At 54.2% G+C, this 16,287-nt stretch carries 9 protein-coding genes; 3 read left to right on the forward strand and 6 right to left on the reverse strand.

Translation table 11 applies throughout. From position 1 onward, the window contains the following. Nucleotides 1–74: 74 nt before the first annotated feature. From ACS5NO_RS07435 to ACS5NO_RS07450, 4 genes are all read right to left on the reverse strand, one after another. Entirely contained in the window at nt 75–2,561 is a 2,487-nt protein-coding gene (locus tag ACS5NO_RS07435; protein ID WP_439414541.1) for a hypothetical protein, read from the reverse strand. Nucleotides 2,562–2,686: 125 nt separating this feature from the next. Then, nucleotides 2,687–4,372 carry a RagB/SusD family nutrient uptake outer membrane protein gene (locus ACS5NO_RS07440; protein WP_439414542.1) on the reverse strand — a complete coding sequence of 562 codons (1,686 nt, stop codon included), beginning with the start codon at nt 4,370–4,372 and terminating at the stop codon, nt 2,687–2,689. Nucleotides 4,373–4,383: 11 nt separating this feature from the next. Beyond that, entirely contained in the window at nt 4,384–7,785 is a 3,402-nt protein-coding gene (locus ACS5NO_RS07445; protein WP_439414543.1) for a TonB-dependent receptor, read from the reverse strand. Between the two features lie 214 nt (nt 7,786–7,999). Then, a complete protein-coding gene (locus tag ACS5NO_RS07450) occupies nt 8,000–9,082 on the reverse strand; it encodes a FecR family protein (protein WP_439414544.1) in 1,083 nt (360 codons plus the stop codon). 238 nt (nt 9,083–9,320) lie between these two features. On the opposite strand from ACS5NO_RS07450, the gene ACS5NO_RS07455 reads away from it, so the two are divergent. After that, a complete protein-coding gene (locus ACS5NO_RS07455; protein ID WP_150881186.1) occupies nt 9,321–9,920 on the forward strand; it encodes an RNA polymerase sigma-70 factor in 600 nt (199 codons plus the stop codon). Nucleotides 9,921–10,166: 246 nt separating this feature from the next. Here the strand turns inward: ACS5NO_RS07455 and ACS5NO_RS07460 are convergent, their stop codons facing one another. Together ACS5NO_RS07460 and ACS5NO_RS07465 are read right to left on the reverse strand one after the other, a co-directional pair. Then, nucleotides 10,167–11,051, reverse strand: coding sequence for a ChaN family lipoprotein (locus tag ACS5NO_RS07460; RefSeq protein ID WP_439414545.1), 885 nt, complete (start codon nt 11,049–11,051; stop codon nt 10,167–10,169). Between the two features lie 162 nt (nt 11,052–11,213). Beyond that, nucleotides 11,214–12,005 carry a 3-keto-disaccharide hydrolase gene (locus ACS5NO_RS07465; protein WP_114409123.1) on the reverse strand — a complete coding sequence of 264 codons (792 nt, stop codon included), beginning with the start codon at nt 12,003–12,005 and terminating at the stop codon, nt 11,214–11,216. A gap of 393 nt (nt 12,006–12,398) precedes the next feature. Here ACS5NO_RS07465 and ACS5NO_RS07470 point away from each other — a divergent pair, with 393 nt between their 5' ends. Then, entirely contained in the window at nt 12,399–14,255 is a 1,857-nt protein-coding gene (locus tag ACS5NO_RS07470) for a 3-keto-disaccharide hydrolase (RefSeq protein WP_439414546.1), read from the forward strand. Nucleotides 14,256–14,309: 54 nt separating this feature from the next. Continuing rightward, complete coding sequence (locus tag ACS5NO_RS07475) at nt 14,310–16,277, forward strand: c-type cytochrome (RefSeq protein WP_439414577.1); 1,968 nt, start codon at nt 14,310–14,312, stop codon at nt 16,275–16,277. The last annotated feature ends 10 nt before the right edge of the window (nt 16,278–16,287 follow it).

The following is a 16,287-nucleotide window of genomic DNA, read 5'->3' on the forward strand; positions in this document are numbered from 1 at the left end:
AAAAAAATTATTCTGTGTGAAATTATTTTCTTTAAACGTCTGATATTTAGACAGATAAAAGAAGAAACTTTTTTTTACTTGTACTGAAAAAAAGCCGTAGCCTCGCAATCTTTGTTGCTTTTGAACCGAATCCAGCGGGCCTGAAAACCTTTCGGAAAGGTGTGGCTGAACGTCTGACCGGGTTTAACCGTCACTTCCCGGTACGTCATCCAGGGGCCATTGCCCACCGGATCGACTTCAATGGTGAACGTAACGGGGGACGTTGCTTTGTGGGAAAGTTGCAGACTCCGCTGGTCGTAAAAACCGATGAGGTACGGGTCGGAGGGTTCATTGGCTTTCACGGTGGCGTTTTTCCACGGACCGCCATGGCCGGTCGGTTTTCCCAGTTTCCAAAGATCGTCGATGGCACCGGCCCAGACGGCGGCTTTTTTGTCATCCGAAACCACAATGTGGTCGTTCTGTGTGGCCAACTTAGGATCTAAACCGGTCATAATCAGCAGTCCCCGGTACGATGCGTAATCGTTGATGCGGAGGTTGTGCGACGAAACCGGGCGGATTTTGGCGTAACCGTCGGCATTTTCGGCGGGCAATTCGTAAAAGGTGCCGTGCGCATTGAACAAATCACGCTCCGTGGCCACTTCCCGGCAAATCCGGAGAGCCGCCTGGTTGGTCAGGTTGGTATAGGCGTCGTTTCCGAGCGGGAGCCGCCAGCGTCGGCCCTTGCCATCGACCACCAATACCGATGATTCTTCGATGGTCACGGCCTGTTGCGGAATGGCAAACTTGCTTTTGATAAACGCCATGGCTTTCTCATCTTCCTTGCGAACCAGTTTCATGTCGCCGTCCAGTTCGTAGTAGCCCACTTCGGTGGCTTTTCCGCCCGTGTAATCCAGCGCGGCCATGCCCAGCGCGCGCCGGTTATCGCCCAAACCGTAGATCAAACCACCGGAGGTGTTGGCGGCTGTTACGTTGCTTAAACCGGCGAAAATGGAATTTTGACTGGTCGAACGGGTGTCGTTTGCCGAATAGAAAAAGTGCGCCGATGCGTTGGTTCCCTGACTCGGTTTGATCCGAATCCATTCGCCGGAATCGTTGGCCGTAAACTCCAGATTGACGGCTTTTTTTGCACCAACCGAAACGGTTTTTAACGTCGTCCAGGAACCGTTGCCGGTTTTGTCCACCTCAAAAACAAAGCTCACGTCCGCGTCGCCGTGGTTCTGAATCCAGGCCGAGCGATTGGGCCAGCCCGCAAACAGAAACGGCTCCGAGGTCTCTCCGGTTTTGACGGCTTCATTGAGCCAGACGGCCCCTTCGGCAGTGTTCGGGCCGAGTTGATCGGGCAGACTGGTAGACGTAAACCACAGGTTGGAATTCGACTGGCCGGGACCTTCGATGTCGCCTTTTGCCTTTCGTTTGTTCAGAAACTCTTTTTGCGCCGAATCGTCGCAGCCAAAAACCAGTTGGTCGTTCCAGCGGGTGTAGTCGCCAATCACTTTCAGATAGGCCGACCGGGGCCGGATGCCAGCGGTGCTTTTGGAGGTGAAATTGCCGGGAAACCGCCAGAACAGGCCGTGCATCGTCATGAGATAATCCGGTTGCTGGGCGGTTCCGACGTCCCGGATGCGGGGCCATTCGGTGTTCCAGCCGTGGGCACCGTCGTAGCTGTGGCTCGCTTTCGGCAGTCGGAAAAAGCTCCATTTACCGGCATCACGAACGCCCATCAAAACCGATTTATGATCCCAGCCCGTGGCCCAGATCGGATTGGTGGCCGGGTTTTTGTTGCCGTAAATACCGCCGGGTCCGGTTACTTCCACAAACTGATTCCGGCGCACCACCTTCCAGTCTTTGCCGTCCCACTCCGACAGTGAACCGGCTTCAATGTCGAATTGCTTGAGTGCCTGGGGGCCGGGTTCGCCGTTGTTGGAATACACCAGCACGCCCTGACCGGAATACAGCCCCTTGCCGTGCGCGCCGGGGAGCAGCGCTCCCGCGTGGTTGTTCGATTCGTCGGCTCCCTTTTTGGTTTTGACGTTGCCGTCTTCGTAGAGCAGGGTGGGGGTCAGGGTTTTGACATCGACTTCATAAAACCCTTCTTCCATCGTGCCGTAATAGATTTTGCCTTTCGGATCGGTCAGGTGCCGGGCGTTGCCGGTATGGCGTCCCGGCATGGCGGTGTATGGAATGACCCGCAACTTTCCCTGTGCGTCGATGGCGTAGGGCCCGATGAAAAGCTGGTTGCTTTCCGGGTGGATCATCCGGTTGGCCGGGGTGCCGCCTGTACTTTCGGCATGGACAATCTGCTTCAGCTCCGGTGTTATTTCGTAGAGTTTATCCGACGAGCCAAAGGGCAAATGCGGACCGTAAGTCACGGCCCATAGCTTGCCGGCCCAGGGCACCACTGCGCCCGTGCCACACTCGCCTTCGTTGTTGTACATGGCCAGATGCGGGTAAATACCGCTATACGATTTCCCGGTTTTGGATTGGGCGTTTGCCGGATTAAGATTGACCGTTCCGGCGATTAACGTGCCGATGAGGTAAGCGGAAAGAATGTTTTTTTTCATCCTTGAAGGAATAGATTGTTGTAATCGTTAAGCTGTTTATAGGAACACGGATCAGACGGATTGAACGGATTTACACCGATTACAATCCGTTTTGATCCGTTCAATCCGTCTGATCCGTGTTCCCATTAATAACCGGGATTTTGAACCAAGCCGCTGGTTAATACTTCTTTCGATGGAATGGGCCAGAGGTATTGCCGGGTGGCGTCGAACTTCCGGATGGTCAGTTGCTTGATCAGTCCGGCGCTGAACATAGGCGAGAAATCCGCCACGCCGTCGTCGTCGATCTGCGGTACCTGCGGGAAAAACCACAGACCCGGTTTGACCACTTTCGTCCGCAAATCAGCCGGGTCGAGCAGGCCGTAATTGAGCTTGTTCAGCACTTTTTCGGCGAGTTTCCAGCGAATCAAATCCATGTAACGGATGCCTTCCAGGGCAAATTCCATGCGCCGTTCCGTCCGCAGGATTTTGCGTAAGGCCGCCTGCGTACCGGTTTTTACCGCCGGATACGTCGTTGCCGTTGCACTGACGCCATAGGCCCGCGCCCGAACCGCATTGATGGCGTCCAGCACCGACTGGTCAATTTCGTTCAGTTCAATTTTGGCTTCGGCATACATCAGCAACACATCGGCGTAGCGGATGAGGATTTTGTCGGGCTCGGCGGTCCAGGAGTTCAGCAGCCAGTCGGCATCGATGCCTTTTTTCCAGATCAGCCCGTTGAACGACGCAAACTGGGCAATCGACCGGGTGTCGTTGTTGTTGACCAAGGTATTGTTGCTGGTTCTCAGAACCTTGACCGAATCCGGGTGCGGTTGAAAAATAAAACCGAGGTGGGGCGTCTGGAATTCAACAATGGTGGCCGTGCAGCGCGGATCGCGGTTCAGGAACGGTTTCCGCGGATCGAACAGCGGGGATTCGTCGATGGGCAAACCGTCTTTGCAGAGGAACGCACAGAACAGATCCCACGAAGGATCTTTGGCCGCATAACCGCCCGCGTTCCGGGGAACGTAATCCTGGAGTCCGCCCAGGGTCACTTTCAGCGCCACCGAGCGGGGCAGGGCGAAAATGGTTTCCGGCGAATTCTTGGTTTTCGATAAAAACAGATTGTCAAAACTGTCGTGAAGCCGGTACACCTTCAGATCCATGCAGGCTTTGGCGGCATCACGTGCGGTTTTCCAGTCGCTCATCTGCAACGCAATCCGGGCTTTCATGGCGTAGGCAGCTCCGGCGGTTGCTCGTTTCAGTTCCGAGGTGCTGTAGGTGGTTTTCAGGTTGGCGGCCGCAAAATCGAAGTCGGCGTAGATTTTTTGCAAAACCGTCTCTTTGGGCGTCTGCTTCAGGGCGAGGGCTTCGTCGATGGTGAGCGTACTTTCCGTATACACGATATTGCCATAATGCGAAAGCAGCCGCGAATACTGACAGGCCCGAATAAACCGGGCTTCGGCGGCATAGCGGTCGATTTGTTCCTTCGACAAAACGGCGGCCGCCCGGTCCACGCTCTGAATCACGAGGTTGGCTCTGGCAATGGCCTTGTAGGTATTGGTCCACCAGGTGCCGACAAAGTCGGTTTCGCCGTTGATGGTGGCGCCGGTAATGGCCGTGGTGGCATCCCGGTACGTCCAGTCGTCGGTCCACTCGTCGGAGTCCTGCATCCAGAACGCATCTTTGTACAAACCGTTTAACGACATTTCGATTTCCTCAGCGTTGGCGTTCCAGGTTTCGCCGGAACCGTCGGACAACGGATTCAGGTCCAGGCTATCACAGGCGGTTATGAAAAACAGGCCAAAAAGGAAGATAAATACATTTAGTTTCATGGCAGATCGGGTTAGAATTTGACAGAAGCACCAAAGACAAAAGACGTGGTGATGGGGTAGCCCAGCGACGTCATTTCGGGGTCCCAGCCTTTGGGAAACTTGCTGATGGACAGCAGGTCGGTCACTGAACTGTAGACGCGTATGCTCTGCATTTTCAGTTTCTGGGTGAATCCTTTCGGAATGTTGTAGCCCAGGCTGATGTTTTTGAGCCGGAAATAAGCGCCATTGATCAGCCAGTAGTCGGACAGGGTGTAGTTATTTCCCGCCGAGGTGTTCGAATACCGGGGGTATTGCGCCTGCAAATTCTGGTCAGCGGTGTTATAAGTGCTCCAGGCGTTGCCGTCCAGAATGGCGGGAAAGGTGCCGAAATTTTCGCGCAGGGGCTGAACGATGTCTGCGCCCAGGCGGGAATTTTGTTTGGCAACACCCTGAAGCACCAGCCCGAAATCCCAGTTTTTATACCCCACATTGAAGTTGGCCCCGTAGGTCAGCCGGGGCAGCGAACCGCCCAGCAGCACGCGGTCGTACTCGGGTGAAATCTTGCCGTCGGGTACGCCCGTGGGACCGCTGATGTCGCGGTAACGGACATCGCCCGGTTTGACGTTGGCGTTCAGTTTGGGCGAGTTGGCCACCTCGTCGGCGGTTTGGAAAAGGCCGTCGGAGACATAACCGTACCACTCTTTAAACTGGCTGCCTTCCCGGATAATCTGGTCACCGGTGAAGACGGTTCCGCCCAGATCACCCATCGAAGATTTAAAATCAGACAGGTTGACCGACGCACTGTAGGTCAGATCGCCGGCGCGGTCGTTCCAGCTTGCCTGCATATCCCAGCCCGTCGTATGCATTTTTCCGGTATTCTGATACGGGTTATCAAAGCCGACGTAATCGGGAATTTCCAGTTCCAGCAGCATATCCCGGGTGGTTTTTTTGAAATAATCCGCCGTAACCCGCAGCCGGTCGCGGAAGAAATTGACGTCCAGACCGAGGTTGTAAGACGAGGTCGTTTCCCAGGTAATATCCCGAATCGCATACTGAAACTGAGCCGCCGACTGAGCCGAAACCACGGTGTTGCCCTGATAGAACAGGGAGGAGTTTTCAAAATTCAGAATGGCCTGGTACGGATAGAAGTTACTGCCGATCCGTTCGTTCCCCAGCGTTCCCCAAGAGGCCCGGAATTTCAGAAACGACAGCCAGGAGGCACTGGTTTTTAGAAACGGTTCCTCCGAAATTACCCAACCCGCCGAAACCGAGGGGAAGGAACCCCAGCGATAGGCCGAAGCAAACCGCGACGAGGCATCGTAGCGGATGTTGGCCTGGAGCAGATACTTGTCTTTATAGCCGTACATCACCCGCCCGAACCACGAGCGATACGCATTTTCACTGGCACTGCCGCTGTTGTCGCGGAAGTCGAGCGGGCCGAGGTTTAAGTAGGGATAGGAATTCAGAATGTATTGCCCGCGCGACGCGCCCAGGGACTCGTTGAACGCGTAGAAATATTCGTAACCGCCCAGCAGATTCAGGTTGTGATCACCGAACTGGCGGGTGTAGTTGGCCAGTGCCTGGGTGGTGTAGCGGTAGCTGTCGTTGCGGTTCTCGTCCAGCCGGGTTTGTGATTGGCCTTCAATATACCCGGCGATGGTGTTCGGGCTGTTCCAGAGCGTATACGGAACCTTCTTCGTAAAGACCTTGATCTTGTCAAAATTAAAAAAAGGCGACAGCACACCGGTGATTTTCAGGCCTTTGATCGGGGTAAAATCCAGGCTGATCTTGCCGCCGACCTGGTTGTACCAAGCGTTGTTGAAACCGCCGTTTTTCAGCCGGGCGTAAATGTTGGCGCCGTCTTTCCCGGAACCGATGCGCCCATCCGAAAACGTCGCGGCATACACCGGAGGCATGATGCCCATTTTGTAAAACGGGTAAGAGCCGCTTCGGTCGTCGGTGATGGGCTGGGGTGAAAACGCCCGCCGGAAGTTAAAATCGACGCTGGCTGAGAGGTATTTCGTGATGGTGAGGTCGTTGTTGACCCGGGCCGTAATCCGCTCGTAACTCCGGCCGTCATACAACGCATCGGTTTTGTCGTAGCCCAGCGAAACCCGCGACCGCAGCGATTTGCCGGAACCGGAAATGCTGAGCAAATGGGTGCGCCGGGGCGCATACTCGTTCAGCATCAGACTGCGCCAGTCGGTATTGGGATATTGGTCGGGGTCCTGCGCGTGCAGGTTGTCGTAGTTATCAATCAGGTCTTTGGGGTAAGTCGGATATTGGTTGGCGTTGTTACCGTTGTCGTTCCACCGAAGCTCGTTGGTGAGCTGCATATACCGTTTGGCGTTCACGTAGTCCGGGAGTCGCGTTGCTTTTTCAAAACCGTATTCTGCCGTGTAATCGAGGCTGAGCTGACCGGTTTTAGCCCGTTTGGTGGTGATCAGAATGACCCCTGCAGCCGCCCGGGAACCGTAGATCGAAGCCGACGCGGCATCTTTCAGAACCGAAATATTATCGACATCGTTGGGGTTGATCGAATTGATATCATCGATCGGAACGCCGTCGAGGATGTAAAGTGGGTTGGCCCCTGCGTCATTGATCGTCGTGATGCCCCGAACCCGGATGGTGGCGGTGGCACCGGGGGCGCTGTTGTTGCGCGTCACGGTGACACCCGGTACGGCCCCCTGCAACGCCTGGGAAATCTGGGTGGTTTTGCGGGTGGTGATCGCATCGCCCTGAATCGACGCAACGGCCCCGGTCAGGTCTTTTTTCTGCATGGTTCCGTAGCCCACCACGACGACTTCTTCCAGCGTTTTCAGGTCCGGAACCAGTTGGATCGCGAAAGTCGACTGGTTGCCAACGACAACTTCCTGATTTTCATACCCCACGAAAGAGAACACCAGCGTAGCCCCTCCGTCCGGTATCGACAGCCGGAATTTGCCATCCATGTCGGTCGAGGTGCCGCGTGTAGTGTTTTTGATCACCACACTAACGCCCGGCAACCCTTCGTCATTTTCGGCAGTGACGGTTCCGGTAATCGTCCGGTCGACCGCTTCCGGAACACCGTCAGCATTCAGGTAGGCATTCGACTCGGAAGCCGGTAAGGCCGCTGGCGGAAGCTGAATGACGATCTGTCCACTGATGACCTGATAGGTCAGGCCCAGCGGTTTCAGGAGCGATTCGAGCACGGCGGCCAGTTTCTGATTCTGGGCATTCAGCGACACTTTCCGGGCCGCCGGAATGGTGTTGGGGCTGTACACGAAATCGATCTTAGCGAGCCGTTCCAGCCGGGTAAGAATGTTCTTCAGGGCCACCTCATCCGCCTTGATCGAGATCGGGCGCTGGAGCATATCCTGCGCCTTGCTGTCGTAGGCCAGAGTCGATCCGGCCAGCAGCAGGCTGAGAAATATAGGGAATAGAGAGATTTTCATGACGGTTAGAAGGGTCAAACCGAGCATTCGACAAAATTTCATACTTTTGTATGTTTTGTTGGGAGAAAATGAATGAATTCGACAAAACAAATCCCTGTTCATCCTGGCAGATGAATGATGATGCGCATCAAGGGAAAATTCCGGGCCGACTGTGTAGCCGCACTTTCGGCCTTTTTTTGGTAGCTGTTGGTTACTTCATAGGGTTCAGGGTGGGTTAAAGTGGGTCAAAAGAGGATGGGTCGCAGCCGACACCCGTAATGAGAATGCGGTTTCCCTGCACTTCATACTGCGCATTGATCGCCCGGCACAGCAGTTCCAGTTTGCTGTAGAGCGGCTGGTGGGTGATCTTCCCCGTAAACCGGCAATGGGCCAGGGAGTCGTTGCCGATCACCATTTCAATACCGTACGTTTTTTCGAGTTGCTTCAGCACGTCTGGCAACGTGCTGTTGTCGAAGGCAAACGTGGCCGGTTCGGGGCGGATGGCCGTCTGGATCGGTTCGGGCTGATCGATTAAACCGCGGGTCAGGCGGTTTTCATCCAGAAAAATGGTTACTTTCTGATTGGGCGTCAACACCACCGACGCTTCCCGGACGTCGGCGTTTTCCGTTTTTGGCGTGGACTGCTGATTCTTTTTAAACACCGCCACTTTGCCGGTATGAACCGCCACTTCCACGGTTGGCGCGTTGGTGGGGGCCGTAATCCAGAAACTCGTCCCCAAAACGCGCGTCACAATGGCACCGCTGTAGACCAGAAACGGACGGCTGGCGTCTTTGTGGACCCGGAAAAAGGCCTTTCCGTTGAGCCAGATTTCCCGTTTGTGGGGAAGTGTCTGGGTGGCATAGCGGATCGTACTTTGCGGTTGCAGGTGAACGATGCTGCCGTCTTCTAGTTCGATGATCAGGGGTTTAGCGGTTTTATTGGCTTGTTCGACGAAACCATCCCCGGCAGCAACCGGACTATTTTCTGTCGTTCCACGTACTGACTGATACCGGTAGAATAGCAGAGAGCCAAAACCGATGAGCGCGACCACGGCCGCAGCCGCCACCCACCGCCGGAACCACGGCCACCGGAGTACGTTCTCCTCCGCATCCGATGACGCTGCAAGATCATCAGTCGTTTGTAAATCAATCTGATGCCACAGTTTTTTCTTCAACTTCTGCCGGTCTTCTTCGCTCAACGCCAGTGCGCTGCCGGTTCCCAATTGATCGTACCACCGATCGATCAGCCGGATTTCCGCGTCCGTGCAGTGACCGGCGTTGTATTTCGTAAGCAATCGGGCGAATTCTTCTTTTTGCATGGGCCGTTGACGCTGTCATGTACTGCCTATGTCGATCAAGGCCCCGGTTTACCCTAAATGTTTTTATAAAATAGGGGATTGTTTATAGAAATAAGCCCAATTTGGCGATATATTATTTCTTTAGTTCAATTGGTCGGGCTATTGCAAAGCCGTATCCTTAAGGGCGGTTAAACTCCTTTGGCACTATTTTGTAAAAAAATGGTAATTTGGTCTTTCTTTAATCGACGCGGGTGCACACATGTCGGCAGATTTACGGCTTTCTTCGCTGAAAGAGTGGGATGATGAGCAGGTACTGAGGGCGTTAACCGATGGCAATCGGCTGGCGCTGGCGGAACTGTACGAGCGGTATTGGTATGCCCTCTACCGGGTGGCTTTTCAAAAAACAAAATCGCCGGAAATGGCCGAAGAACTGGTGCAGGATTTATTCGTTCAGCTTTGGCAGAAACGCGAGTCGCTGGCCGTTCGCCGGGTCGATTATTATTTGTTCGGGGCCTTGAAATATTCGATCATCGATGCCATCAAAAGCCGCATCGTTCACGAGAAATTTCAGGAATACCAGCAGTTTTTTGCCCCGCAGGCGGATTTTTCGACTGAAGACCAACTGTCTTACAACGATTTGCTGGGAACGATCGAAACCGAGTTGCTGAAACTACCGCCCAAAACGCAGGAAGTGTTCCGGATGAGCCGCTTCGAGGGGCGGACCATCCCGGAAATTTCGCGAAAACTCGCACTGACTGACAAAGCCGTCGAATACCACCTTTCGAAAGCCCTCAAACTGCTCCGGACGCAACTGCGGGATTATAGTTTTGTGCTTTTTTTGATGATGGTTTGCCGGTAGGATTGTCTCCTCTCCCCGGCATATCCCACATTTCCAGCTTATTCCCGTTTATTCCGGTAACACCCAGCATTCCCCGCGTATTTCTATTCATTCCGGCATATTCCGCATTCCCCCCGTATTCCCGTTCATTCCGGCATATCCCCGCATTCCCCGGATTTCATCCGGGGCTATTGATGTAAGCCTTTCAGGCTTGGTTTTTTGGGGTTTTTTATGAGGGATTTGGGGCTGCTGAGTGGATGGGGTGACTTAATACGTCTTCGTCATATCGGCTGGAATGTGCAGGATAAAACTCGCCAGATTCTGGTTGGTTTTGTCGGGTTTTGCCACGTCCGGCACTTCGACCGACGCGATGGTCACGATGTTGAGATCCGGCTGTTTTTGGCGCAGGTACCAGATGATTCCTTCGAAATTATTAGAATGGTAGGAACCGTTAAAATGCAGGAATGTAGAACCTGGTTGGCGGTTTTGCAGGATAAAATGGGCCATTGTCGCATCTTTGATGGCCTGCGCACGGGCAAAATTGGCCGCCTGGTCGGAGGGGCCTTTGCTGGCGGAGGGCGAAACCGCATCGCCGTGCATCATGTCCAGCATGGCTTTGTAACCGGGCAGGGTCAGATCGACGGTTAGGGGCAGGGGGGCCATCCAGGCTTTTTGGGCCGTCGGAACCGTATCTAGTGACGCCAGTCCGTGCCGCGCGACGGCACTGGCATACCGGCGGGGAACATTCGTTGCCACCACCGATAGCTTGTGTTCCCGCGCAAAATCGACCAGCGGGCGGTAGTCGGTTTTGTAATTGTTCCAGAGCCGCGCCTGTTTGGGGAATTCCTTATCCGTCGTTTTGCCGGAGACATAATCCGACAATGCTGTCTGGTTATCTGCTTCAAACATTTCGGCACCCAGGATCAAGTGTTCTTTTTTCTGCTCGTATAAATCCTTCGTCAACTGCAATTCCAGCCAGTGGCAGATCGGATTGTTGTGCAATTCACCAAAAAAGATGACATCGGCTCCGGCCGCTTCTTTCAGAACTTTCTGATAACTCGTGGTTTTTAGTTTCTGGGTATAAAACTGGTAAGCCGGTTTATCGCTGGTAAAGGCAAAACAGGGCAGAAAGAACATGAGCAGGTATTTCATCGGAGGTCGTTTATTTAGACGCAATATAAACAAGGGTAGCAATAAAAAAGGTTATTTCGCAGAGTTTAGCGGAGAACATCAGAGTTAATCAGAGAAAAACTCTGCGTAACTCCTTTTAACTCTGCTTAACTCCGCGAAATAACCTCTTCCAGCAACTCAGTCTTATAACTCCCGAATCCAGATGTTCCGGTAGCCCACTGGATTGCCGTGATCCTGCAAAAGGAGCGGCCCTTTGCCGTGCGGTTGCAGTTTCGGATACCCGATGTATTCCGTCGTGCCTTTGATGTTGGTATTGTTCTGTACCAGAATACCGTTCATCAAAACCGTTACTTTGCCCTGTTCGAGCATCATGCCGTCTTTGTTGAACCGGGGCGCAAAATAGATGATGTCGTAGGTCTGCCATTCCCCTGGTTTGCGGCTGGGGTTGACCAGCGGAATTGCCTGTTTGTAGATGGAACCCACCATCCCGTTCGAATACGTCGGGTTGTTGTAGCCGTCGAGAACCTGCAACTCATACCGGCCCTGGAGGAAAATACCGCTGTTGCCGCGTCCCTGTCCGCTGCCTTCCACTTTTTCCGGCGTCCGGAATTCGATGTGAAGCTGGAAATCCTGGAACTCCTGCTTGGTTCGCAGGGAAGCTCCTTTGGCCGAATACATGGCTCCATCCCGGATCGGCCAGGGGTTGGATCCTTCGGTGACGCCGTTCCAGTTGCTGGCGCTATACCCATTAACAGACACCCATTTGCTGCCATCCTTGCCGTCGAACAAAACAATGGCATCGGAAGGAGCCGTGGTGCCGGAGGCCGTAGCGGGCGACAAAACACCCGGTGTGACCACGCGCGGAACCGGTTCCCAGATTTCAGACGATTCCGGATTTTGTTTGGGTTTCTCCTGAGCTACTGCCCATTGGGCCAGCCCCAGAAGCAGGGCAAAGGCTAAAGTACTTTTTTTCATTCGTAAAAATAGGATTGTGTGAACAATGATTTGCACGAAATACCGCCTTCAAAGATAGCGAAATGTCAACGCATTGCCCGTTTTACCTCCATAACTTGCTTGCCATTGTTACTGATTTCAGAAGGAGAGTAAATTCTACAACTCATCCCGTGCTCAAAATCAATTCACGTGTGTTCAAAACCGTAGGAAGGTCATTGCCACGGCTTTAGGAGGGAAGACGATTTTCTGTTGGAAAGCCGTTTTTAAAAAATTGTGACCGAAATTCGCGGTGCCGGTAATGTAAAATTGTATATTGAAAAAATACTGTTTCACTGGGAAGGGAATCTATTTTTTAAAAAATTTAAAATATGGTAACTTTCCGACTCAAAATAAAATCCAATGAAGTCAACCTCTATGAACACAACGTTCGCCCGTTTGGTGATGGGTGTCGGGTGGGTCTTTAGCGCCGGACTGGTGATGGCCCAGCCGAAAGCCGACCAGCCAACGGCTCTTCCGCTCAACGATTTAAGTGCTTTTCAAAAACCGGGCAACAACTGGCGCATCGTCGGTGATGTGACGGCCGATCTCAACCAGAAGGATGTTCTGAAAAGTACGCCGGGAACCGGCATTCTGGCTAATCTGCCCGCCAAAGACGGGAACATCGATCTGGTGTCGAATTTTCAACACGGCGATGTCGATCTGGATCTGGATTTTCTGATTGCGAAAGGATCGAATTCCGGCATTTATTTGCAGGGTCGCTACGAGATTCAACTGCTCGATAGCTGGGGAACCAAAAATCCCAAAGCGGGCGATAACGGCGGTATCTACGAACGCTGGGATGATGCCAAACCCGATGGCCAGAAAGGCTATGAAGGCCACCCGCCCCGCCAGAACGCCAGCCGCGCACCCGGTTTGTGGCAGCACCTCAAAGTGTCGTTTCAGGCACCGCGTTTCGACGCCAGCGGTAAGAAAATCGAGAACGCCCGCATGTTGCTCGTCGAACTGAACGGCGTAGCGATTCACGAAAATGTGGAACTCTCCGGCCCCACCCGGGGGGCGCTCGGCAAAGACGAAGTAGCCAGCGGACCACTCCGGATTCAGGGTGATCACGGACCGGTAGCCATTCGGAACATCATTGTGAAGAATTACGACAAACCGCGTCCGGAACTCATGAACCTGAAGTATGCGGTTTACAAAGGAAGGTTTGACAAAGAACCGGATTTTAGCAAACTGCCGCCGGAAGCGCAAGGGTCGTCGGTGATGCTGACCGCCAACGTCACCCGGATTCCGAACGACTTTCTGATTCGGTATACCGGAACGCTCCGTGTGAAAGAAGCCGGAGAATATGCCTTTAACCTCGGTGCAGCGGGTGGTGGCGGCATGATGAAAATCAACAACAAAGCCGTGATCACGCCCGGCGACCGCAGACAGCGCGGTAGTGTTACCCTGCCCGCAGGGGATGTCCCGTTTGAGTTGTTGTACGCCAAAATGGAAGACTGGGCCAAACCGTCGATTGGACTGGCCGTAACGGGACCCGGCATTCGCGAATACGTCATCAGTGATGCCAGCGGAGCCACCAACGGCGATCCGACCGACCCGATTCTGGTCGATGCGTCGTCGAACACCATTCTGCGGAGTTTCATGGATATGCCCGGTTACAAAAATGCCCAGGGCCGTACGTTACGGGTCGTTCATGCGGTTTCGGTGGGCAGCCCCGAACAGGTGCATTATACCTACGACATGGACAACGGCACGCTGGTGCAGGTGTGGCGGGGTCAGTTTTTGGATTCGACGCCGATGTGGCACGAGCGGGGCGATGGCTCGTCGCGTCCAATGGGCATGGTGCAGCGGCTGGGTATGCCAGTATTGGGACTCTCCAAACTGTCGTCTCCGACAGCCGCCTGGGCCACCGATACAACCGGCAGTGGTTTTCGGACCAGAGGGTATGTGCTCGATGAAAGCGACCGGCCGACATTCCGCTACCAATCCTACGGTGCTACCGTTACGGACGCCATTCGCGTGCTGGACAATAGCCAGGGCGTTCGCCGGGAAATGACCATTCAAAATCCGTCTGCCGATCTGTATGCCCGGCTGGCCGAAGGCAGTACGATTGCCCCGCTGGAAAACGGGATGTACCTCGTTGACGGAAAGGCGTATTATGTACGGATCGACGATGCCGGGGGAGCTACACCCGCCGTGCGGAAGGTGGGCGACCGCCAGGAACTGATTGTTCCGGTGAAGGGGAAATTGACTTATTCGATCTTGTTTTAAATCCTGATGAAACCAATGTATACATCCATTCTTCGCCGGGCGGTGGTTGGCACGATGCTGTCAGCGGCTGCTTTTTCGGTGGGTTGGGCGCAGGAATCGCCCAAGGAAGAAGATTTTTATAAAATCCTGAAGGTGTCGGCACCGGAAGGGACGTTGCTGGAAGTCGGCGGTTTAGCCGTGCTTCCGAACGGTGATCTGGGCGTAGCGACTCGTCGGGGTGATATTTTCATTGTCGAAAATCCGACCAGCCGTCGGCCTTTCTTCCGGAAATTTGCCTCGGGTTTGCACGAAGTGCTGGGTCTGGCTTACAAAGACGGTGCCCTGTACTGCGCCCAGCGCGGTGAATTGACCAAACTGGTCGATTCGAACAAAGACGGCAAAGCGGACATCATCGAAACGGTGACCAATATTCCGGTATCGGGTCACTACCACGAGTACACGTTCGGCCCGAAAATTGCCCCCGATGGTTCGTTTTTTATTTCCGGAAACGTCGCGTTTGGTGACGAAAAATGGTGGGCGGGCGAAAGCCGCGTCCCCTGGCGGGGCTGGATCATGCACATCACCAAAGACGGTCAGATCGAGCCTTGGGCAACGGGCGTTCGGTCACCAGCCGGTTTGGGCATGATCGACGGGGAGCTGTTTTACGCGGATAACCAGGGCGACTGGATTGGTTCCGGTGGTGTTTGGCACGTGAAAAAAGGCGCGTTTATGGGCCATCCGGCGGGTTTACGCTGGAGTGGAGACCCAAAATCGCCGGTCAAACTGACGCAGGAGCAACTGTATGCGAAGATCAACCCGCGCGACAACCGCGACGAGCGGGGCCGGGCTATTAAACCGGAGAACGTGGTGGACGAAAAATACGTCACACTGTTCGAGATGAAGAAAGAGTTTCCGGAAATTCAGTTGCCCGTCGTCTGGCTGCCTCACGGCGTTCAGGGGATTTCCAACTCGGAAATTGTCCAGATTCCCGAAGGTTCATTCGGGCCTTTTACGGGGCAATTGCTGGTGGGCGATCAGGGCCAGAGCAAGATTACGCGCGTGTTCATGGAAAAAGTGAACGGCGAATTTCAGGGCGCTTCGATCGATTTTCGCAGCGGTTTTCGCTCGGGCGTGTTGCGTATGGCGTGGGCCAAAGACGGCTCGCTGTTTGTCGGCGAAACCAACCGCGGCTGGGGTTCGGCGGGCGAAGCCGATGAAGGCTTGCAGCGTCTGACCTGGAACAACCAGATGCCGTTTGAAATGCGCGCGGTTCGCGCCATGCCGGACGGTTTTGAGGTGGAATTCACCACGCCCGTCGACCGCAAATCAGCAGAAGACTTGGCTTCGTATTCCGTTGAAAGCTTTATTTACAAATACCACCCAGTCTACGGTAGCCCAACGGTGAACAAGGAAGCCTGCGCAGTGAAAGGGGTGAAAGTGTCGCCCGACGGACTGAAAGCCCGGGTGATTGTCGATAACCTGCGCCAGTATTACATCCACAACCTGACGCTCGACGGGGTTCGGGCGGCTGAGGGGTCGTATTCACTGGTTCACCCAACGGCCTATTACACGCTGAACAACATTCCGGAAGGCCAGAAACTGGCGATGACAGGCGTTAGTACGTTCAACTCGGCGGCTTCCAAAGCGGTTCCGGCCAAAAAGGGCGTTCCCGCGAAACCGGGTGTAAAAGCGGGTGCGAAAACAACGGCGGTTTCCGGCGCAAAAACCGGTACGCTGGTGGCGAAAGCGCCGACGTTTGAGGAGGTAAAACCGTTGCTAAACCGCCATACGTGTTCGGCTTGCCACAATGCCGAGAAACGGCAGGTAGGCCCGGCTTTTGCGGATGTCGCTAAAAGAGGGTATTCAAACGAGAAAATCGTCGAGCTGATTTACAATCCGAAACCGCAGAACTGGCCGGACTATTCGACCGAAATGCCGCCCATGCCGCAGGTTCCGAAAGCCGACGCGCTGAAGATTGCCGCCTGGATCAATTCACTGTCGGCTGGAAAAACCGCTGCCGCGAAGAATGCGGATCAGCCCTAAGGTGTTAAGA

Source organism: Larkinella fluvii (assembly GCF_051857545.1).
GTDB lineage: Bacteria > Bacteroidota > Bacteroidia > Cytophagales > Spirosomataceae > Larkinella.